Consider the following 21267-nt stretch of genomic DNA (forward strand, 5'->3'; position numbering starts at 1 on the left):
TCTCAATGCTCGAGGCTTGGTGGTGAAAAAGCGAGCACATCGGGAAGGGGGTCGTCGTAGACCTCGACGTCGACCAGCGCACTGAGAGCACTCGGTCCTTGGGACAGGCGCGAGCACGGTCGATCCGCCGTGAGAACGTTCGGGTTGCCGTGGCGGTCCGATGTTCCGCTCAGGCCTGGCTGGACCGGATCCCACCACGCTCCCGTGGACAGTTGTACGACGCCCGGCATGACGTCGTCCGATAGGACTGCGCCCGCGAGACAGCTACCTCGGTCGTTGTAGACGCGTACGATCATGCCGCTCTCGATGCCGCGCGACGCGGCGTCCAACGGATTGATCGTCACGGGCTCACGACCACGGATCTTTGAACTGAGGCTGCGGCCACCATTGTCGTACTGGCTGTGCAGGCGTGAGGCGGGCTGGTTCGAGATCAAGTGCAGCGGGAATCGATCCGCCGCATCGGCACGAAGCCACTCCACTGGTTCAAACCACTTCGGATGCCCGGCGCAGTCGTCGTAGCCGAACGAGTCGATCTCCTCGGAGAAGATCTCGATCCGGCCCGACGGCGTCAGCAGGGGGAAACGCTGCGGGTCTGAGCGGAGGGCCTCGAAACTGCCGGGAAACGGTCCGGTCACCGCCGGCAGCTCAGCGGTGGAGCTTCGCCAGAAGTCGTCGAAGCTCGGCAAGGCGGCATCGCCGCCGAGCTTGGCCCTCGTCTGCTCGTAAAGGTGTCGGACCCATTCGATCTCGGAGCGCGATTCTGTGAACTCCTGCTCGTATCCGAGCCGGGAGGCCAAGGCGGTGAAGATCTGGTGATCGGTGCGCGACTCGCCCGCCGGCTCACGGACTTTCGGCATCGCGACGAGGTGGGGGTCCGAAAATCCGGCGGCGAAGTCGTCGCGCTCCAAGCTGGTGGCGACGGGGAGGACGATGTCCGCGAACTTGGCCGTGGTGTTCCACCAGGCTTCGTGAACCACCACCGTGTCAGGGGTCTGCCAGGCACGGGTCAACCGATGAAGATCTTGGTGGTGGTGGAACGGGTTCCCTCCGCACCAGTAGATCAGGCGAAGCTCGGGCAACGTGAGGCGCCGGCCGTCGTAGTCGATGACCTCACCCGGATGCAGCAGGGTATCGGCGATCCTTGCAACAGGGATGAAATCCGGAACGGGGTTGGGAACCTCGGGTATCGTCGCCACGAAGGCGCGGTCTGGGGCAACGCCTGTCGCGTCCATCGTCGCGTAACCTGCGCCCCAGCCGCACCCAGGCCGACCCATCGAGCCCGCCATGGCGGCCAGCACGACAGACATCCAGATCGGTTGTTCGCCGTGGTCTGCCCGCTGCACCGCGTAGTTGACCATGATGAGAGAACGTTGGGTGGTGAGGCGGCGAGCGAGGTCGGTGATCGCGTCGCGACTTATGCCCGTGATCTTCGCGGCCCAGGCAGCGTCCTTCCGGATGCCATCGACCTCGCCGACCAGGTAGGAGGCGAAGCGGTCGAACCCGACGCAGCACCGGCGAAGGAAGTCCTCATCGTGCCACCCGTTGACCAGCATCGTGTGTGCGATGCCGAGCATCGCGGCGGTGTCGGTGTTGGGGATGACGGACAGCCACTCGGCGTCGAGGAAGCCGGCGACGTCGCTGCGGATGGGGCTGATGTTCACGAACCGCACCCCAGCCTCACGGCACTGGCGTTGCAGGTTCTGCGTCTGGTGCCTGGCCAGCCCACCAGGGTTGATTTGGCTGTTCTTGAGGGCCAGCCCTCCGAACGCCACCACAAGCTCACAGCTCTCGGCTATCTCGTCCCACATCGGCATCCGAGTCTGGTAACTCCACGGATGGCCGCCGATCACATGAGGGAGGATGACCTCCAAAGCCGCAGTGCTGTAGGTGTTGCGAGAGTCGGTGTATCCCCCGCCTAGCGCCAGGAACCGGTGGAGTTGACCCTGCGCGTGGTGGAACCTGCCCGCACTCGCCCAGCCGTAGGATCCGCCGAACACCGCGCTGTTTCCGTGCTGTGAACGAACTCGACGGAGTTCACCGCTCACCAGTGTGATCGCATCGTCCCAGCTCACCTCCACGAAGGCGGCTATGCCTCTGGCCGTGTCATGGGCGCGCGGCTCGCCGTTCAGCCAGCCCTTGCGCACCGCGGGGCGCAACACGCGGGCGCTATCGTCGGCGGCTGCCACCATTCCGGGGCCGATAGGCGATGGACTGGGGTCATCGTGCCTCGGCTCGATTCGCACCAACCGGCCGGAATCGACTACGGCGATGAAACTACCCCAGTGCGTCGCAACCGACATGCGTCGCTCCACCATGCATCAACTCCGCTGGTAGTAGTCCCCGCCGTGCCAGCCGGGGCCGTCTATGGTGGCCTTGATCTGGTTGTAGCCCTGCGCGATCATCTCCGCCGTCGTGTACGCGGTGCAGCCGATGGCCAGACCGCAAGGTGTCGATCGCCCGGCCGGGCCCGGCCATCGTCCCCCGGTCCGGAGTCGAATGGGTCGCGCCGGCTTCGCCGGCGACGTGGCTGTCGGCGCTGAAGGGATGCCCGATCCAAATCGCGTTCGAGGCATCGACGTTTAGCTCACCCCAGGTCTCGAACGGCAGCGTGAAGTCCGGCAGGACCTGATCTCGTTCAAGTGCCAGGTCACCGGGGCACCAAAAGAACTGCCGGTGGCCGGGCGCGCCCCCTTCGCGCCAGGCCCCAGTGACCAGCATGCAATCAAGTGGAGCGGATGCGAGGACAGTGCGCGAGGCTAACGGTCGATCACCAGCCACCAGAGAACCAGCCCTCCACTCTCGATGAGCGGACAACGAAAATCCTAGACGAGAGGCCTCCGGCCTACTAGGCCGTGTATCGGAAGTGTCAGGTAAGGAAGGCGCGGAGTGCGTCTGTGATCCAGAATGCTCGGCAGATCATGCTTACCGGCTCGGCCACAAACTCCGGAAAGATCTCGCGATCGATTACGCCCAGCCGAAGATGCTGGCGATGTCGTAGCGTTCGCCCGCTTCCGCTGCTGTCTGGGCGAGGTGGTCCCGATTGGCTTCGATCCGTTGTTGGCCACCTGCCCGCCGCGGCAGTAGGCGAAGTACTCACACTGTTTCCGGCAGTTGGTGATGCCGGCTACGGCTTCGGCGACCCACGGCACCTCCTGCGCGCGGGCCGCCAGGACGGCCAAGGGAGTGTCCAGGACATTGCCGGCGGTGAACGGCCCGTAGCGGGATGAGCAGAAGCCGGCCAGTTCCGCGCCGACGGGAAGGAAATGGCCGTCCCAGGTCACCAGAGGCAGGGGCTCGAGCGGGCGGTCGGCACGCTGTGCCGCAGCGCCGGAAAGGTCCTCGCGAATGTAGGTGTAGGCGTGGTCGAGCTCCCGGACCCGGATACGCGGATCGGCCTGCCAGTTGGCCGCCAGCTCCTCCCAGAAGGCGATGACCCCGGTCTCCGGCTCCTGCCCGCCTGCGTACACGCCCTTCTTCTCGGCCAGGTTCACCCCGAGGTATCCGCAGCCGAGCTCGCATGCGAAGCGGTACAGACGGCTAGCCGCCCCTGGGGACAAATCGGCCACCACCGCGATCATGCCGAAAGTGATGCCGGCCCGGCGCAGCATGTCGATCCCGTTCATGGCCCGCACCGTGCTCGGCTGCCCCGCCCAGTCGACCCGCGAGGCGTTCTCCTCACCCGGGCCATCAACACTCACCGTGACCCGGACGGGTGTCGTCGAGAACACCTCACACCAGGCCTCGTCGATAAGCGTGGCGTTGGTCTGTACAGCATGAACCACCGGATGCATCTCACCGGCCCGAACGGCACCACCAAAGAGCGAAAGTACGCCGGGCCCACCGCGAGCGGCTCGCCGCCATGCCACACCACGACCACCGGACGCCGCTTGGACCACTCCCGGACACCGGCCGCCACCGCCTCGGCGACATCCACACTCATCCGCCGCGACACCTTCCGGTCGGGCAGGTAGCAGTAGGAGCAATTGAGATTGCACAACGTCGTCGGCTGCATCAGCACGACCGACGCCGTCCCGGCCAGCCTTACCTCACCTGTTCGCATGACTCCCGCATCAGCAACTCTCTCCGGCACTCCCACCACACGCCGAACGTAACGACACACATGCGCTCTGTCCTCATGGAGGAGGTGATCGATCTGGTCGTACGCTGCGCCTGGCCGAGTATGGAGCGCGGTCGGCATGCCGGGACCGGGACTGCGGACAGGCCCGGCGCGTCCGGGTTCCGCGACGCCCGTGGCCCGCAGCGCGGTCGGCGCCGACACGCTGAGCCGGCCATGCCATGCATCGGCTGCGGGCGGCGCAAGCGGGTCATCTCCCGCACCGGCGAGAGCCCGTCGTGTCGTGTGACACCTGCCGGCGACGGGTCAAAGCCGGACCACCGGGTGAATCGCCCCGGCGTCAGCGGCGGCTTGGGGAAAACCTGTTATACGCGCCTCATGAACCCTCTTGACATTTACGCTATATGGCCTCCAAGCCGCATTTGGCCTATACGACGAGTTTGCCCTACGCGCCTTCTCTTAACTACAGAGTCGTTCCCGTTTCCTCACGCGGACCACCGGACACATTGAGTGATGGCACTGTTGTAGTCGATCACCGCGCGGCGTGGGGAGCGGGCCTCATCATCTGCGGGGAGCTATGTCGACTCCCGCGCAGTTCCGGCCCGTTCGCATGTGAATCGCGGTGCGCTATGGCGCCCTCGTAAACGACACCTACACAGAGGCGGTAGCAGACCTCATGACACAGGAAGCCAGGATCGACGTCGAGCTGACGTGGAATCAGGCCGAGGAGGAGTCCTCGACCGAGAAGGTGGCGGAGTTCGCCAAGGATCTGCCGCCGGGGCCGTGGTTCGGCACCCCGACGGGCGTGGCGCGCGCCGGCGGCCGGCAGCCGAACCACACCTGGCCGCTGCGGTCCGCCCGACCGTACCGGCGGGAGATCGCCCTCGGCGAGGCTGCGGTCTACCTCGCCGACGGCCATGACGAACTGGAGCGTCCGTTCATCTTCGCGGACGGTTTCAACTACGGCCCTAGTGACCTGCCGGGACTGTTCGCCCACTTCAACGCGCCCTACCCGGGCGGCGAGGTCGGCTTCCTCGACCAGCTGCTCGCCGCGGGCATCGATGTCATCCTGGTGGGCTTCGAGCAGCGGCACACGCACATCCAGGCCAACGCCGGCGTGGTGATCAGCGCCATCAACGAGGCCGTCCAGCGGCGACGCGGCGACGCGGAGCTGATCGTCGGCGGAGTAAGCATGGGCGGCATCATCACCCGTTACGCCCTCGCCGAGATGGAAAAACAGAACCAGGACCACCAGACCGCGACGTACCTGTCCTGGGACTCCCCCCACAACGGCGCCTGGATCCCGCTGGTCCTCCAGCAGATGGCCTACTTCTTCGAGTCACTGCCGACCGGGCCCGGCAAGATCAAGAAGGCCGAGCTGATCAGGAGCCCCGCCGCGCAGCAACTGCTGTACGCATGGATCCCGGACGCGAAGTACGAAGGCCCCGTCGCCACCTCCAGCGAACTGCGCACGCAGTTCCTGGATGAACTGCGTGAGCTCGGACAGTTCCCGGAGCGACCGCACAAGCTGGGCGTGGCCAACGGCGCCGGCAACGGCACCGGCCGCGACCTGCCGCCCGGCATGGAGGTGTTCAAGTACCAGATACCGCTGGTCGTCTACGCCCAGGCGAACTTCCAGCCCGACGGCGGCGAGCGCAAGCGGATCGGTGAGATGCGGGCCGCCGGCCAGGTGCGACGGGGCTTCACCTCGCACGTCCCCGGCCTCGACGGCGTGCCCGGCGGCACCCTCGACTCCTTCGGCCAGATCGCCGAGGAACTCGGGGCCGACATACCGGAAACATACAAGTTCAGCTGCTTCGTTCCCTCCGTGAGCGCGGTCGCGCTGGACTACGACCCGGCCGAGTGGGACGTCGACCCGTACAAGAATGTCGAGGCGAACGGCGCGAAAACCGCGCTCGACGAGTTCAAGTGCGACAGCGAGAACACCATGCACAGCCAGGTGACCAAGCCACTGGTCGACTGGATCGTGGAGCGAATCGTCCACTGACCCCAACCGCTGGGAACGTGCGGCCACCTCGGCGGGCCATCGACCGGGGTGGCCGCACTTCCGCTTCGGGGGCGTGCCGACCGCAACGCCGGAGCCGACTACGGGCCGCTGAACCATTTCGCGCGCGACAAGGTCGACCTGGGCAAGATCCGCCGGCACTGTGGCGACATCTTCACGGACTCAGCACGCCGCGACCTTCGCGTACCTCGAACACCAGTTGAGTCTCCGTCCGCTGCACCACCGGGTAGATGGTCACGTGTTCCAGGATGAGATCCCGGAGTTTCTCCGGGCTCTCCACGGCGACGTGCAGGAGGAAGTCATCGTCGCCGCCCACGTGGAGAACCGTCAGCGCCCCCGGCACCGCGACCAGCTTGTCGTAGAGGTTGCGGACGTGCTCTCTGTTGTGGCTGCCCAGCCGGACCTTGACGATCGCGTGGATCGGGTGGCCCAGCGCGCCGAGGTTGAGCCGGGCGTTGACGCTCACGATGACACCCGACTGCCGCAACGCGCGCACCCGGTACGCGCATGTGGACTCGGCCACTCCCACGCGGGCGGCGAGTGCGGCGTTGGTCATGCGGCCGTCCTCCACGAGCGCGGCGAGGATGGCCAGGTCGGTGCCGTCGAGAGACGCTGGAGCGGCTTGCGGTTTCTTCGACGACAGCTCGGACATGAGGGCTCCTTTCGTCGAATCAGCACCGATCCTGGCGAACGGCGCGGATTTCCGCAATGACCATTGAGATTCTCTGTGGATCCGCTCATCCTTGCGGCATGATCTCGCCTCGGCTGCAGCTCGACTCCATCGCCGTCCACGCCGGCCGCGAGGACCTCGCCGAACTCGGTGTCCACGCGCTTCCCATCGATCTGTCCTCGACCAATCCGCTGCCGGACATCGAGGCGGGCGGCCTCTCGTACGAGGCCATGGCCGGCGGGGGCACGCCGTACGCGGAGGGCGGAGCCGTCTACGGACGGCTGTGGAACCCGACCGTGGCCCGATTCGAGTCGGCGTTGGCGCGGATGGAGCACACCGAGGCAGCCGTGGCGTTCTCATCGGGTATGGCGGCGACCACCGCGGCGATCCTCGCGACGACGCAGGAGAGCGGCCACCGCCACATCGTGGCGGTCCGGCCTCTTTACGGCGGGACCGATCACCTCTTGGCCTCCGGCGTACTCGGTGCCGAGGTGACGTTCTGTACGGCGGAGGGCGTCGCCGCGGCGCTCCGGCCGGACACGGCGCTGATCATGCTGGAGACACCCGCCAACCCGACACTCGACCTGGTCGACATCCGTGCCGTCGTCGAGGCGGCCCGCGGCGTTCCCGTTCTCGTGGACAACACGTTCGCGACCCCGATCCTGCAGAACCCCGTCGATTTCGGCGCCTCGATGGTGCTGCACAGCGCGACCAAGTATCTCGGGGGGCACGGCGACGTCATCGCCGGCGTCATCGCCTGCGACCAGGAACAGGCGGCCGCGCTGCGCCGGGTCCGCGCCATCACGGGTGCCCTTCTTCACCCGCTTGGCGCCTACCTTCTGCACCGGGGGCTGGCCACGCTCCCGATCCGGGTCCGGGCGCAGCAGGCGAACGCCCAGCGCGTCGCCGCGTGGCTGAGCACCCACCCGAGCGTCTCCCGTGTGCACTACCCCGGGATGGCGGGGGATGCGCGGGGACTTCTCCACCGGCAGATGAGGGGCACAGGGGCGATGATCTCGATCGACCTCCGCGGAGGTCTTGAGCAGGCAAGGCATGTCACATCGACGGTTCGCCTGTTCACCCACGCGGTGTCCCTGGGCGGCGTCGACTCACTGATCCAGCATCCCGCGGCGCTGACGCACCGGCCCGTCGCCCCTGAGGCCCGCCCGTCCGCAGGTCTCGTCCGGCTCTCCATCGGGCTGGAGGACCACGAAGACCTGATGGCCGACCTCGACCAGGCCCTCGCCACGCGCCGCCCGGCTGCGGCCCATGCGGGCGCGCCGCACCCGCAATCGTGCAGCAGCCGGTGAGGCGACACCGCACCGCCGACACCCGACCTGAGCATCACGGGGTGTAGAGCTCCTCGATTCGCACGACGCGGGAATCGCGTACCGTCACCTGGTAGGGACGGCCGTTTCCGTCGGTGTTCTTGACGTGTTGCGCGAGGTAGGAACAGGGTACGGTCCGCGGCCAGATGTCGTTGTCCGGAACGATCCTGCATGTGACGTCTTTCGCCAGCGGCGCGTCCAATTCTTGGTGCAGATCGCGGATGTAGTACTCATGGCACATCTCGCCGCCATTGACATCCGGATCGATTCCGTCCTTGCGGCACTCGCCGGCGGGATTCTGGTTGCGATCGAAGAACTGGATAAGGTCCAGGAGGAGCACGGGCGGCTTGGTCTCCAGTTCGCGTAGGTAAGCGAAGCGTGTGCCGTCGGCGAAGAAAGGATTCCGCGTCAGCGTAATGGTGATCCGTCCGGCGTCGCCCGGGGAAAGACCGGCCACCAGACCCTCGGTCCACTCGGAGATCAGCCCGGGGTTGCTCCAGATGGTGCGCAGCTGCTTGATCATCAGCCCGGCCGGGAAGATCTGCTCGCCCACGCTCACGGCCTTCTTGCCTGCCTTTCCGGCCGTCTTCTTGGTCTTGTGCCAGAGCACGAAGCTGTCCGTGTCGAGAACCTGGGCGATGAGCTGGCTCATCACCTCCTCGAAGTCATCGCCCTCCGGCAACTGCTCGGACACCGTGACTCCCTTGGGCAGGGCGACGAGCATCGGGTAGAGGTGCGTGTTCGCCACCCGCAGTGTGACCTCGCCTGGACGATCCGCGATCGATGTGCACGCCGGATGTGCCTGCGGCTGTCCATAGTCGGTCACCTTCACATCCAGCTCCGACGTGGGATTCTCGCATTTCGCATCCGGTGTGGGCGGCAGCAACCGCTCGAAGAAGCCGGCGAATTGGTCACCCTGGTGTCGGCCGGCGTCCTTGCCCACGTCATTGCCGAACTTCTGTGCCTCGGTGACGGCGGGCAGTTCCCCTTCCCGTACCTGCCACATCGAGAAATGATCGGTCCGCACCACGAGTCGACGTTTCTTGACGTCGATGTCGAACGGCACGGGGATCCATGCCCGCACGTCTTCGTCGTAGGCCGAGACGATCAGGTCCTCCGGCCGGGTGCCGACCGGATAGTCGAATCGGATCGTGGCCTCTCCCCGCAACCGGCCCTTCGTGGTCTCGATCCGCACGGCCCGCCGTACCGCGCCCGTCGCCGGCCAGATGCCCTGCGGCGTCTGTGCCAGGGGCCGGATGCGTACTTCGGCCCCCTCGGGCAGATCCTTACGACTGACCGTCACGGACGCGCCATCGCCGTGCGCGGCGGCCACCTCGACGTGTGCGTCATGGGGCGGTCAGTCGTGTCTCCACCGACCACGCCGTTTCGAGATCATCCCCGACGGCGTCCGCGTGCTCGAGTCGTTCGGCACCTCCGTCGAGGAGCTCCGCGCCCGGCTGGAGGTCCCGCTCGTGGTCGACGCCCGCTGACCGTTCCCGTCCGTCGGCGCGCGTGCAGGCGTGGCCGCTCCCCGCCGTCCACCCGGTGTCCGTACCGACCAGGCGACCGAAACGGCAGGGTAAAAGTGGGCAAGGCGCCGCCCTCCGCCTGCCGGGTGGGCGGGCGGAGGGCGGGGTGGTGCCGTGGGTTCGGCCGGCCCGCGGGTCAGCCGACGGTGATGGCGAACACGTGGATTCCGTTGTCGGCCGGCAGGGTGACCGTCGCGACGGTCTTGGACGGGTCGAGCGCGCCTCCGGTCGTGTAGAGGCTCACCTTGTGGTTGCCGAGGGTGTCGGTGGGCGGGCGGTTCCAGTTGGCGGTGGTGACCGCCAACTGGCTGTTGCCGCTCGCGGCGTTGCTGTACCAGTCGGGGAAGGTGATCGCGACGTCGGCGGTCGTGCCGTCGGTGTAGGTGACGGTCACCGTGCCCGAGTGCGAGGAGCCGGTGCCGGTTCCGAGGAGGCCGAGCCTGCCGCCCTTGCCGTGGACCTGGATGACCTGCCCGGCCGCGGCGACGTTGTCCGGCTGTCCGGGCTGGGTGTTCGGCCAGGCGTATGAGAGGCCGTTCGCGGTCACCGTCGCGCCCGGGGTGTAGCCGACCGCGGCGAGTTGCGTGGCGGAGAAGCTGTAGCCCTTCGGGTCGAGGTTGCCGGGGGACGGGTCGCTGTCGGCGGTGATCCCCACGTTGTTGAACGCGTTCGCCACTGCGGTGTACGGCACGACCGTCGTCGTGCCGTCGCTGCGGGTCTGCTTCCCGTGCAGGGTGAAGGAGGCGTTCCCGGTGAGGGTGGCCGGGCCGCCCGCCGCGCCGGCCGGTGCGGTCACCTTCCAGGTGGTGCTGACCTTGCTGTTGGGGGGAACGTCGGTCGGGACGGGCTTACGGGTGGTCGCGGGCTCCACCGTCCAGCCCTGGGGCGCGGAGAGCGAGAGCTTGAGGTCGCGCACGCCGGAGTCACCGGTGTTGGTGAAGGTCTGCTCGACCGTCTGCGTGGTGCCGGGCTGGGTGATCTTGGCGGCGGTGACCGACGTGTACTGCGTGCCGAGGGTACGGCGGACGGTCACCGAGGTGGTGAGCGGGGTGTCCGCGGAGGACTCGCCCACGTAGACGGGGTACTCGCCGTCCAGAACGGTCCAGGCGTGGGCCTTGTCGTCCCAGATCCGCAGGTCGTTCGAGTCCAGGGTGAGCGTCACCTTCTTGGTCTGACCGGCATTCAGCTGGACCTTGGCGAACGCCTTGAGCTCCTTCGGCGGCTCGCCGGCGCTCTTGGGGTGGCCGAGGTAGGCCTGGACGACGTCGGATCCGGTGCGGTCGCCGGTGTTGGTGACGTCGACGGTCAGCCGAACCTTGCCGTTGGTGCCCGCGCCGGCGATGACGTGGGCCGGGCTGCCGCGCAGGTGGGACAGCTTGAAGGTGGTGTAGGACAGGCCGTAGCCGAAGGGGAAGAGCGGTGTCTTGCTCTCGTCCTGGTACCAGCGGTATCCGACGTCCAGCTTCTCGCTGTAGTCGTACACGCCGTTGACCGCGGGGTAGCGGCCGGGCGCGGCGGCGACGGCGGTCTGGGTGTCGGTCGTCGGGAAGCTGACCGGGAGCCGGCCGCCGGGCTCGGCGTCGCCGGTGAGCAGCTCGGCGAGGGCGTTGCCGTCCTCCTGTCCGGGGTACCACGTGTCGAGCACCGCGGGGACCTCGTCCAGCCACGGCATCAGCACCGGGGCGCCGGCCCGCAGCACCACGACGGTGCTGGGGTTCGCGGCGGCGACCGCCTCGATCAGGGCGTCATTGTTGCCTGGCAGGGCCAGAGTGGTGCGGTCCGAACCCTCGGTGGACGAGTCGCCGACCACGACCACGGCGGCGTCGGCGCTCTTGGCGGCGGCGACGGCCGTCTGGATCTGCGGGTCGGGAAGGGTCGGGGACGACCATCCGATGGTGACGGACGCGTTGCCGGTGTTCTCGTAGTACTCGATCCGGATGGCGTGCTGCTCACCGGCGGTGAGCTGCACCGGGGTGCTCTTGACGGTCCGTACCGAGTGGTCGCTCCAGTTGTCGGCGATCAGCTTGCCGTCCAGGTAGACGCGGCTGCCGTCATCGCTGGTGGCGGAGAAGGTGTACGCGCCGGTCGCCGGGGCGGTGAGCGTGCCCGTCCAGCGCGCGGAGAAGCCGTCGGCGGGGATGCCGGTGGCCGGCGAACCGCTCCCCCAGGTGAAGTCGACGTTGGCGTCGTCGCGGGTGACCGCGGGGGTGCCGCTGAGGGTCTTGTTGGTGAAGTACTCGCCCTTGAGGCCGGTCAGCGCGGACGCCGGGATCGCGGGCTGGCCCGAGGTCGTGCCCGCCTTGACGTAGTCGACGGTCACCGAGTCGCCGAGTCGCGCCTTGAGGCCGGAGACCGGGTCGACCTTCTTGTACGGGGTGACGGCCGAACTGCCGCCGCCTCCGGTGACCGCGGTGTCGGCGTTGGGGCCGATCACGGCGATCGAGTGCAGTTTCCTCGTGTCCAGGGGCAGCGTGTTCCTGCTGTTCTTCAGCAGTACGCTGCCGTCCTCGGCGGCCTGCTTCGCAACGGCGCTGTCCTTGTCGAAGTCCGCGGTCACGGGCTTGCTCGGATCGAACAGGCCGGTGCGGAACTCCAGCCGCAGGATGCGGCGGGCCGCGTCGTCGAGCACCGACTGCGGCACCTGGCCGGCCGCGACCGCCGCGGGCAGCTGCTTGAAGTAGGTGGTGCCGCTGAACTCCTGGTCCAGGCCGGCGAGCGCGGAGGCGACCGTCGAGTGGTTGGCCGGGTAGTCGGTGTCGACGACTCCGTCGAACTTCCACGTGTCGATGAGGATGTCGCGCAGGATCTGCGCGTTCTCGCACGCGTAGACGCCGTTGACCTTGTTGTAGGCGCACATCACCGACCAGACCTTGCCGTCCGCGACCGCCTTCTCGAAGGCCGGGAGGTAGATCTCGTGCAGCGTCCGCTCGTCGATGTTCGAGCTGGAGGTCGTACGGGCGTTCTCCTGGTTGTTGCCCGCGTAGTGCTTGACCTGGGCCGCGACGCCCTGGGCCTGGATGGCCCGGATCTCGGAGGAGGCGAGGTCGCCGGCCAGTTCCGGGTCCTCGCCGAGGGTCTCGAAGTCACGGCCGCCGAGCGGGGTGCGGACGATGTTGACCATCGGCCCGTAGATCGCCTGGTAGCCGCGGTACCTGGCCTCGGTGCCCATGACCGTGCCGTACGCCTTGGCCGTCTCGGTGTTGAACGAGGCGGCCAGCGACACCGGGGAGGGCAGCGCGGTCTCGGGCTGGCCGTCACGGACGCCGCTCGGGCCGTCGCTGAACTGCATGCCGGGGATGCCCAGACGCTCGATTCCCGGAATGTAACCGGTGGCGTGCGAACCGCTGGGCCGCCCCACCGCGGTCATCAGGGTGGCCTTCTCGTCATTGGTCAGCTGCCTCAGCAGCAGATCGACCCTTTTCTCCAGCGGCAGTGAGGTGTTCAGCCAGGGTCTGGCCCCTTCGCCGGAAGCGGCCTGGGCCACTCCGGTGGCCGCGGTGAACGGCGCGGCCAAAGCGGCGATCGCCGCCGCTGCGACCGCGAGACGAGCCATGCGCATACCGAGACTCCACTCGACGTACGGATTGACGGAATCCTGGTGCGTTCAGAAAGTGATCAAGATCCCGGCGTAGTGTCCGTTAATGAGGCGAATAGCGTCAATAGTCTGAACACAAGTCCCGACCATGAGGCCGGAAGTGGACAACGCCCCTCAGCACCCGATTAGCGGCCGTGAACTGCGGATACAGGGGAAGGGAACCGCTCCACGCGGCTCTCGGAGCCGAGCGCCGCGTTCAGGTTTCGTTACCCGGTGGCTCGGGGCGGCGTGGGCCCGCTCGGGCGTTCAGAGCCTCTCGCGCACGGATCGGAGCAGTGCGGACAGGGCCGTCACCGTGCCCGGGCCCAGGCGGGCGGCGATCCCCTGCTCGTGCGCGGCGGCCAGCGCGTCCAGTCTCCGCAGCTTGTGCCGGCCGAGTTCGGACACGTGCACGGTCACCCGCCGACGGTCCCGGCTCGACTGGGACCGGTAGAGGTAGGCCGAGTCGACCAGGGTGTCGACGATGCGGGTGAGGGTGGGATGGGGGATCTCCACCTCCGCCGCGAGCTCACCCATCGAGCGGCCCTCCGCGCCGTCCAGCGCGCGCAGCACCCGCCACTGGTCCACGGACGTGCCTTCCTCCTCCAGCACGGCGCCCAGGTCCCGGGCGATGGCACGTTGGGTGCGGGTGAGCAGGTCGACGAGGTCGGCCGTGGCGGCGGGCAGGACCGTTTCACTCTGGTTCGTCGCCGAGGTCGACAAGATGCGCCTTCCGCCGTGGGCCGTTGCGCAGAGCATACTTGTCGGGATGAACGGCGCGGCGGTCGTACGGGACGCCATGGAGCTCATGGTCGCGGGACCGGATGCCTCGGTGCTGCGTCTCGGCCTGCTGCTTCCGCTGTCCGGGCCGCTCGGCCTGACCGGCCCCTCCGGACTCGCCGCGGCGCGGCTGGCCGCGGGCGAGGCGACCTCGGCCGGTCGGCCCGTCGAACTCGTCCTGGTCGACGCCGGCCGGCGGCCGCGGGAGGTGGCACGGGACGCCCGTTCGCTCGCCGAGGCGGGGCTCGTCCAGGCGTTCGTCGGCTACCACACGAGTGACGTACACCGGGCCGTGGAGGCCGCGATCGCCCGCCGGTCGGCCTATTTCTTCACGCCGCCGCAGGAAGGGGGCACGCGGGAGCAGGGCGTCGTCCTGCTGGGCGGGTCCCCGGCGGACCAGTTGGCGCCCGCGCTGCGCTGGCTGGCCGAACACCGGCGACCGCGGCGGTGGGCGCTGGTGGGCAGCGACTACATCTGGCCGCGCTCGGTGCACCGGGTGGCCGCCCCGCTGATCCGATCGATCGGGGCCGAGGTGGTCCTGGACCGGCTCCTGCCGTTCGAGCCGGTCGTGGGAACGGGCGCCGAGGAGGCGGTGGACGCCCTGCTCCGGGTGCGCGCGGACGCCGTCCTTCTCAGCCTCGTCGGCCGTGACCTCGTCCGGTTCAACCGGTTGTTCGCGTCGTCCGGTCTCGGCTCGCGCGTGCTGCGGCTGTCCGGGTCGCTGGAGACGAACGGGCTGCTGGCCATCGGCGGCGACGAGACCGGAGAGCTGTACTCCGCGATGCGCTCGTTCGCCGGTCAGGACAGTGAGCGCCGGATCGCCCTCGCCGAGCGCCATCGGGCCGAGTTCGGCGATCACGGTCCGGCGCTGGACGTCTACGCGGAGGGGCTGTACGACGGCGTGCACCTGGCGGCGGCACTCGCGGCGTACGGCGCGCTCGCCCCGGAGCGCGTGACCGCGGCGGCCGGTCGTCTGCTGGCCGGCGCACCGGACGCCCGGAGAGCGTGGGCGGCCGCCCCGCTCGGTCCGCCGCGCGCCGGCGGGTACCTGGCCAGGGCGGATGGACTCGATCTGACGGTGGTCAGCCGCTACTGATTTTTCCAGTCAAAACCTTTTCATCTGGAAGTAGATTCCCTAGGCTGCGCTCACCGCTCCATCGAGGAGGATCCATGAGTGACGTCGAAGGGATCGAACGTTACGGATACACCCAGGAGCTGCGGCGTTCGCTCAGCTTCCGGGATCTGGTCGTGTACGGGCTGATCTTCATGGTGCCGATCGCGCCGTTCGGCATCTTCGGCAGCGTGTTCCAGGGCTCGGGCGGCATGGTCGCCCTCGCGTACGCCATCGGGATGCTGGCCATGATGTTCACCGCCGGCTCGTACGCGCAGATGTCGCGGGCGTTCCCCATGGCGGGCTCGGTCTACACCTACGCCGGCCGGGGCATCGGCGCGCCCGTCGGATTCCTGTCCGGCTGGATGATCCTCCTGGACTACGTACTCGTGCCCAGCCTGCTGTACCTGATCGCGAGCGTGGCGATGAACTCCCTCGTGCCCGCGGTCCCGGTATGGCTGTGGCTGATCGCCTTCGTCGTCCTCAACACCGTGGTCAACTACCTGGGCATCGAGATGACCGCGCGGATCAACCGGATCATGCTCGTCGCCGAGCTGATCGTCCTCGCGCTCTTCCTCGTCGTGGGCGTCGTGGCCCTCGCGCAGGGCAAGGGGCACGGCTCGGTGCTGTCCCCGCTCTACAACCACGCCACCTTCTCCTGGGGCCTGGTCTTCGGCGCGGTCTCCATCGCCGTCCTCAGCTTCCTCGGCTTCGACGGCATCTCGACGCTGGCCGAGGAGAACCGCGAGTCGGCACGGGCCATCGGCAGGTCGATGGTGGCCGCCCTCGTACTGACCGGCGTGCTGTTCATCGTGCAGACCTGGGTGGCCTCGCTCCTGGTGCCCGACCAGGCCAGGCTGATCGCCCACGGGGATCCGGACGGCACCGCCTTCTACGACGCCGCCCGGGCCGCGGGCGGCGCCTGGCTGGCCAAGCTGACGGCCCTGGCGACCGCGATCTCCTGGGGCTTCGCGAACTCGCTCGTCGCCCAGGCCGCCACGTCGCGGCTGCTGTACGCGATGGCACGGGACCGGCAGCTGCCCGGCTTCCTGGCCAAGGTGCACCCGAGGCGGCGTGTCCCCGTCAACGCCACCCTGCTGGTCGCGGCGGTCTCGCTCGGCCTCGGCCTCTACATGGACAGCCGCAGTGACGGGATCACCCTGCTCAGCTCGCTGGTGAACTTCGGGGCCATGACCGCGTTCCTGGTGCTGCACGTCGCCGTCGTGGTGCACTACGTGGTCCGTTCCGGCAGCCGGGACTGGTGGCGCCATCTGATCGCTCCGGCGCTCGGCTTCCTGATCCTCGGCTACGTCGTCATCAACGCCAAGGTCGCGGCGCAGAAGATGGGTTTCGTTTGGCTGGCCGTCGGGGTGGTCGTGCTGGTGGGGCTCCTCATCGCCCGTCGCCGGCCCACCCTGGCGGGCATCACCGGTGAGGAGGCCGGACAGTGAGCATCGAGGTCGTGACGTTGGACGCCGAGCCCGCCTTCGCCTTCGGCGGCCGGCCACCGGCGCTGACCGTCGAACCGGGCACCGTGGTCGAGCTGTTCACCGAGGACTGCTTCGGCGGCGCGGTCCGCACGGTCGACGACCTGCCGAGCGAGGTCTGTGAGTTCCCCTACCTCAACCCGGTCACCGGTCCCATCGCCGTGGCCGGCGCCGAGCCGGGCGACACGGTCGCGGTGCACTTCGTGGACATCCGGCCGGCCAGGAGCTGGGCCGTCTCGTCCACGTTCCCGCACTTCGGCGCGCTGACCACGACCCACACGACGGCGATGCTGCATCCGGCGCTCGAAGAGCGGGTGTGGCTGTACGACGTCGACGCGGCGCGCGGGATCTGCCGGTTCCGGGCGCGCTCCGCCGAGCTGGAGGTGGAGCTGCCGCTCGACCCGATGCACGGCACGGTCGGCGTGGCGCCGGCCGCCGGCGAGGTCATCATGTCCATCACTCCGGGTGCGCACGGCGGGAACATGGACACTCCGGAACTGCGCGCCGGCACCACCGCGTACTTCGGCGTCAACGTGCCCGGTGGCCTGATCTCGATCGGCGACGGGCACTGCCGGCAGGGCGAGGGCGAGGTGTGCGGTACCGCCGTGGAGACCGCGATGAACACGGTGGTCGTCGTGGATCTCATCAAGGGCGGCGCGCCGGCGTGGCCGCGCCTGGAGAGCGACGGCCACGTCATGTCGATCGGCTCGGCCCGTCCGCTGGAGGACGCCTTCCGGATCAGCCAGCACGATCTGGTCGGCTGGACCGCCGACCTGCTCGGGCTCGACCTGCTCGACGCGTACCAGTTGGTCAGCCAGGCCGGGCTCGCGCCGGCCGGCAACGTGGTGGACACCAACTACACCATGCTCGCCAAGCTGCCGAAGAGCGTCCTGACCGGCGCCTCCGTCTACGACGGCACGCACGCCCGCCTGCGCGCCGTCGCCGCCGAGTACCTCGGCCGGCGCTGACAGGCCGCTCCGGCCAGTGGTGGTGCGGTCGGCTGAGGCCGGCCGCACCACCGTGCCACGGCCTCACGGACGGATCGCGCTGCCCAGGACCTGCGGAGCGATGGGGAAGGGCATGCCGGTCTCGGCGCGGCCGAACCGATCGAGACGTTCGATCTCGAACCCGGCCGCTTGGACGGCGGCGACCGTGTCGCGGCCGGTGTGACAGCCGCCGGCGAGCAGCGGCCACACGGTGGCGTCGACGGCCCGCTGTGCCCCTCGCCGGACCGGAGTGCCGGCTCGCACGTGCTCGAAGAACCGCAGCCGGCCACCGGGCCGCAGCACGCGGACGATCTCGGCCAGCGCGGCGGTCTGGTCGGGAACCGTGCACAGCACCAGGGAGGCCACCACCGCGTCGAAGGATCCGTCGGTGACGGGAAGACGGTCGGCGACGCCGGGAACGACCTCGACGGGGACGGGGGCCCGCGCGGCGGCCGCTCGGGCGACCCGCCGCAGGTGGCTCTCGGGTTCGACGGCCACGAGGCGGCGGACCTCCCGGGGGTAGTGGGCGAAGCTGGACCCGGTGCCCGCGCCGATCTCGATGACCTCGCCGGAGAGGTCCGCGAGCAGCGCCCTGCGGGAGGCGACGAGCCCGCGGTCCAGCAGCGGGCAGAAGCGCGCGTAGCAGCGGGCGAACAGCGGATGTCCCCGCGAACCGCTCGTGCGCATCCTCACTGCCCCTCTCTTCCCTGGCGAGGCGACGACGCCGCTCTGTCAGTCTCACCCTCCGCTCGATGAACGGAAAGCTAGAAACGGCATATCCGGGTAGAAGCGCCGCATGTCTTCATGGGGTCGGTATGTGGAACGGCGTTTCACTGAGGTGACCGCGTCGCGGCTTCCCCTGCCCGGCGGCGGTGCGACGCGCGCGAGGTGGGCCGCGCTGGCCCGCCTCGCGGAGGAGGATCTCTCGCTGGCCCGGCTGAGCGAGGGCCACTTCGACGCGCTGGCGATCCTGGCCGAGCTAAACGGCCCGGAGCCCGGACCCGGCGAACGCTGGGGTGTCTGGGCGGCCAAGCCGGCCGGCCTGGAGGTTCGGGACGGCCGCGTGCGCGGGGTGAAGCCGTACTGCTCGGGGGCGCGCGTCTGCACCCGGGCGCTGGTCACCGTGGGTGACCGGCTGTTCGCCGTGTCTCCGGGCGAGCCGATCGAGGGCAGTTGGCCGGCGACCGGGATGGCGGCCAGCGACAGCCTCAGCGTCCGCTTCGACGACGTGCCGGCCGAGGAGGTCGGGCCGGCCGGAGGCTACATCCACCGGCCGGGCTTCCACCACGGCGGGATCGGCGTGGCGGCCGTCTGGTACGGCGGGGCCCGCGCCGTCGCCCGCGCTCTGCTCGGCGCGAGGGGGCCGCACGCGCTGGCCCACCTCGGGGCGGTGGACCTCGCGCTGACCGCCGCGCGTGACGCGCTGGAACGCGCGGCCGCCGACATCGACGCGGACCCGCTCGACCGCAAGGGCCAGGCGGCGGCGCGCGCCCTGCGGGTGCGTTCCCTGGTCGCCGAAGTGGCGGCCGACGTGCTCGACCGTACGGGCCGGGCGCTCGGGGCGGGACCGCTGTGCCATGACGAGGCGCACGCCCGGCGGGTCGCCGACCTGACCGTCTACATCCGCCAGCATCACGCCGAACGCGATCTGGCCGCCCTCGGCGAACTGGTCACCGGGGAGGAGTGGTGAGCGCCGGCGAGCCGAACCCGATCGACGCGCCGGGCACGGCCGAGGAGACCTGGCGGGCCTGGGACGGCCTGGACGCGCTGCCCGTCCTCGACGTGTCGCGGTGGCGGAACGTGGTCGTCCTCGCCGCGCACCCCGATGACGAGGTGCTGGGCGCGGGCGGCCTGACGGCGCTGCTCGCCGACGCCGGCGTACGGCTCCGGCTGGTCGCCGTCACGGACGGCGAGGCGTCCCACCCGGGCGAGGACGTCGCGCCCCGGCGGGTCGCCGAGACCGCGGACGCGCTCAAGCACCTCGGCGACTGCGAGGTCGTGCGCCTGGGGATGCCCGACACCGGCGTACGGGACACGGAACTCGCCCGGCTGCTGCCCGGCCTCCTCGACGGCTTCGACGTCTGCCTCGCCCCGTGGGAGAAGGACGTCCACTCCGACCACGAGGCCACGGGACGCGCCGCCCTCGCGTGCGGCGTCCAGGTGCTCCGGTTCCCCATCTGGACCTGGCACTGGGCGCGGCCCGCCGACCCGCGGCTCCCCTGGGGCCGCGCGGTCCAGGTGCCGTTGCCGGCCGAGATCGCCGAGCGCAAGCGGGCGGCGATCGAATGCTTCACCAGTCAGCTCGAAGGTCCGGACCCGATCCTGCCGCCGGGCATCGTCGCGCACTTCACGCGATGCCGGGAGGTGTTCTTCCGGTGACCCTCGGACCGGACTACTTCGAAAAGGTCTACGCCGCGTCCAGCGACCCGTGGGGTTTCACCACCCGCTGGTACGAGGAACGCAAGTACGCGCTCACCCTGGCGATGCTCCCCCGCCCGCGCTACGCCGACGCGTTCGAACCCGGCTGTTCGATCGGCGTCCTCACCACGCTGCTGGCGCCCCGGTGCGACCGGCTGCTGTCCTGCGACGTCTCCCCCGAAGCCGTACGGCAGGCCCGGCTGCGATCGCCCGGGACGAGGGTGGAGCAGCGGATGCTCCCCGAGGAGTGGCCGGCCGGCGAGTTCGACCTGATCGTGTTCTCCGAGCTGCTCTACTACCTGGACCGGGACGACCTGCGGCGGGTCGTGGACCTGGGCGCCGGGTCGCTGAAGCCCGGCGGCACCCTGCTGGCCGTGCACTGGCGTCACCCCGTGTCCGACCATCCGCTGACCGGTGACGAGGCGCACGCCGCCCTGCGGGCGACCGGGCTGTCCCTCCTCGCCGAGCACCGGGAGGCCGACTTCCTCGCCGAGGTGTACGTCGACGGCGATCCCGTCTCGGTGGCCGCCGCCGAGGGACTCACGTGATCGCGGGCGTCGTCGTCCCCGCCCACGACGAGGAACGGCTGCTCTCCGCCTGCCTGCGGGCGCTCGGCGACTCGACGGTGGTCGTCGTCGCCGACGCGTGCACCGACCGTACGGCCGCGGTGGCGCGCGGGCACGGTGCCATGGTGGTCGAGGTCGAGGCGCACAACGTCGGGATCGCGCGGGCGGCCGGGGTGCGGGAGCTGCTGCGGCGAGGCGTGTCGTGGGTGGCCACCACCGACGCCGACACGCTGGTCCCGCCGAACTGGCTCGCGACGCAGCTGCGGTACGCCGCGGACGGGTGGGAGGCCGTCGTCGGCACCGTCACGGTCGCCGACTGGACCGGCCATCCTCGGCATCGTCCCGCCGCCTACGCTCGCCACTACGCGGCCGACTCCCCCGTCCACGGCGCCAATCTCGGCTTCAGCGCGGCGGCGTACCGCACGGCCGGCGGCTTCCCGCCGCTCGCGACGGGAGAGGACCGGGCGCTCGTCACGGCGCTGGAGCGGGCCGGGCGGCGGGTGCTGCGCACGCGACGGCTCCCCGTCGTCACCTCGGCGCGCCGGCACTACCGCGCGCCGTACGGCTTCGGGCACCTGCTGACGACGCTCTGAAACGGCGTCTCCTCTGCGGCGCGTCCCGGAGGTGACTGCTACTTAAACTTAGCCTTGACATAAGGTCGGAACGAGGTGAGTGTACGGCTCGTACAGCGCTCCCTGAGGAGCTCCCCCGCCTCGC

17 protein-coding genes are annotated in these 21267 nt (G+C 69.4%); 9 read left to right on the forward strand and 8 right to left on the reverse strand.

All coding sequences use genetic code 11. The features are described 5' to 3' along the window. Positions 1–2: 2 nt before the first annotated feature. From ABD978_RS04220 to ABD978_RS43755, 3 genes are all read right to left on the reverse strand, one after another. On the reverse strand, positions 3–2315 hold the full coding sequence (locus ABD978_RS04220) for a molybdopterin-dependent oxidoreductase (protein WP_345348546.1): 2313 nt from the start codon (positions 2313–2315) through the stop codon (positions 3–5). 507 nt (positions 2316–2822) lie between these two features. Next, positions 2823–3791, reverse strand: coding sequence for a hypothetical protein (locus ABD978_RS04225; protein WP_345348549.1), 969 nt, complete (start codon positions 3789–3791; stop codon positions 2823–2825). Then, on the reverse strand, positions 3695–4198 hold the full coding sequence (locus ABD978_RS43755) for a radical SAM protein (RefSeq protein ID WP_425550668.1): 504 nt from the start codon (positions 4196–4198) through the stop codon (positions 3695–3697). The genes ABD978_RS04225 and ABD978_RS43755 overlap by 97 nt, the downstream gene beginning before the upstream one ends. Positions 4199–4751: 553 nt before the next feature. On the opposite strand from ABD978_RS43755, the gene ABD978_RS04230 reads away from it, so the two are divergent. After that, entirely contained in the window at positions 4752–6083 is a 1332-nt protein-coding gene (locus tag ABD978_RS04230) for an esterase/lipase family protein (protein WP_345348552.1), read from the forward strand. A 172-nt stretch (positions 6084–6255) separates the two neighbouring features. Here ABD978_RS04230 and ABD978_RS04235 read toward each other — a convergent pair whose 3' ends face one another. Continuing rightward, positions 6256–6753 carry an Lrp/AsnC family transcriptional regulator gene (locus ABD978_RS04235; RefSeq protein WP_345348555.1) on the reverse strand — a complete coding sequence of 166 codons (498 nt, stop codon included), beginning with the start codon at positions 6751–6753 and terminating at the stop codon, positions 6256–6258. Between the two features lie 98 nt (positions 6754–6851). On the opposite strand from ABD978_RS04235, the gene ABD978_RS04240 reads away from it, so the two are divergent. Continuing rightward, positions 6852–8081, forward strand: coding sequence for a trans-sulfuration enzyme family protein (locus ABD978_RS04240; protein WP_345348558.1), 1230 nt, complete (start codon positions 6852–6854; stop codon positions 8079–8081). A gap of 34 nt (positions 8082–8115) precedes the next feature. Here ABD978_RS04240 and ABD978_RS04245 read toward each other — a convergent pair whose 3' ends face one another. The 3 genes from ABD978_RS04245 to ABD978_RS04255 form a co-directional block, all read right to left on the reverse strand. After that, the gene (locus ABD978_RS04245; RefSeq protein WP_345348561.1) at positions 8116–9432 is read right to left on the reverse strand and encodes a hypothetical protein; all 1317 of its coding nucleotides are present in this window, start codon (positions 9430–9432) and stop codon (positions 8116–8118) included. A gap of 332 nt (positions 9433–9764) precedes the next feature. Next, positions 9765–13187 (reverse strand): glycoside hydrolase family 3 C-terminal domain-containing protein, encoded by a 3423-nt coding sequence (locus tag ABD978_RS04250; RefSeq protein ID WP_345348564.1) that lies wholly within the window; start codon positions 13185–13187, stop codon positions 9765–9767. Between the two features lie 282 nt (positions 13188–13469). After that, positions 13470–13925 carry a MarR family winged helix-turn-helix transcriptional regulator gene (locus tag ABD978_RS04255; RefSeq protein ID WP_345348567.1) on the reverse strand — a complete coding sequence of 152 codons (456 nt, stop codon included), beginning with the start codon at positions 13923–13925 and terminating at the stop codon, positions 13470–13472. A 46-nt stretch (positions 13926–13971) separates the two neighbouring features. On the opposite strand from ABD978_RS04255, the gene ABD978_RS04260 reads away from it, so the two are divergent. The 3 genes from ABD978_RS04260 to ABD978_RS04270 all read left to right on the forward strand — a co-directional run bounded on the left by ABD978_RS04260 (position 13972) and on the right by ABD978_RS04270 (position 17548). Next, entirely contained in the window at positions 13972–15078 is a 1107-nt protein-coding gene (locus ABD978_RS04260) for an ABC transporter substrate-binding protein (protein WP_345348570.1), read from the forward strand. 74 nt (positions 15079–15152) lie between these two features. After that, positions 15153–16544 carry an APC family permease gene (locus tag ABD978_RS04265; protein ID WP_345348573.1) on the forward strand — a complete coding sequence of 464 codons (1392 nt, stop codon included), beginning with the start codon at positions 15153–15155 and terminating at the stop codon, positions 16542–16544. Further along, a complete protein-coding gene (locus ABD978_RS04270; protein WP_345348576.1) occupies positions 16541–17548 on the forward strand; it encodes an acetamidase/formamidase family protein in 1008 nt (335 codons plus the stop codon). Before ABD978_RS04265 ends, ABD978_RS04270 begins: the two co-directional genes overlap by 4 nt. Positions 17549–17611: 63 nt before the next feature. Here the strand turns inward: ABD978_RS04270 and ABD978_RS04275 are convergent, their stop codons facing one another. Next, positions 17612–18253 carry a class I SAM-dependent methyltransferase gene (locus ABD978_RS04275; RefSeq protein WP_345348579.1) on the reverse strand — a complete coding sequence of 214 codons (642 nt, stop codon included), beginning with the start codon at positions 18251–18253 and terminating at the stop codon, positions 17612–17614. A 130-nt stretch (positions 18254–18383) separates the two neighbouring features. Between ABD978_RS04275 and ABD978_RS04280 the strand changes: the two genes are divergently transcribed. The 4 genes from ABD978_RS04280 to ABD978_RS04295 are packed head-to-tail and all read left to right on the forward strand — an operon-like array spanning position 18384 to position 21143. Then, positions 18384–19256, forward strand: a complete 873-nt coding sequence (locus ABD978_RS04280) for an acyl-CoA dehydrogenase family protein (protein ID WP_345348582.1) — start codon at positions 18384–18386, stop codon at positions 19254–19256. Next, positions 19253–19945 carry a PIG-L deacetylase family protein gene (locus ABD978_RS04285; protein WP_345348585.1) on the forward strand — a complete coding sequence of 231 codons (693 nt, stop codon included), beginning with the start codon at positions 19253–19255 and terminating at the stop codon, positions 19943–19945. Before ABD978_RS04280 ends, ABD978_RS04285 begins: the two co-directional genes overlap by 4 nt. After that, positions 19942–20532: a class I SAM-dependent DNA methyltransferase gene (locus ABD978_RS04290; protein ID WP_345348588.1), complete on the forward strand. Its 591-nt coding sequence runs from the start codon at positions 19942–19944 to the stop codon at positions 20530–20532. Before ABD978_RS04285 ends, ABD978_RS04290 begins: the two co-directional genes overlap by 4 nt. After that, on the forward strand, positions 20529–21143 hold the full coding sequence (locus ABD978_RS04295; RefSeq protein ID WP_345348591.1) for a glycosyltransferase family 2 protein: 615 nt from the start codon (positions 20529–20531) through the stop codon (positions 21141–21143). The genes ABD978_RS04290 and ABD978_RS04295 overlap by 4 nt, the downstream gene beginning before the upstream one ends. Positions 21144–21267: the final 124 nt, after the last annotated feature.

Origin of the sequence: Actinoallomurus liliacearum, assembly GCF_039542035.1 — a bacterium.
Classification (GTDB): Bacteria; Actinomycetota; Actinomycetes; order Streptosporangiales; family Streptosporangiaceae; genus Actinoallomurus; species Actinoallomurus liliacearum.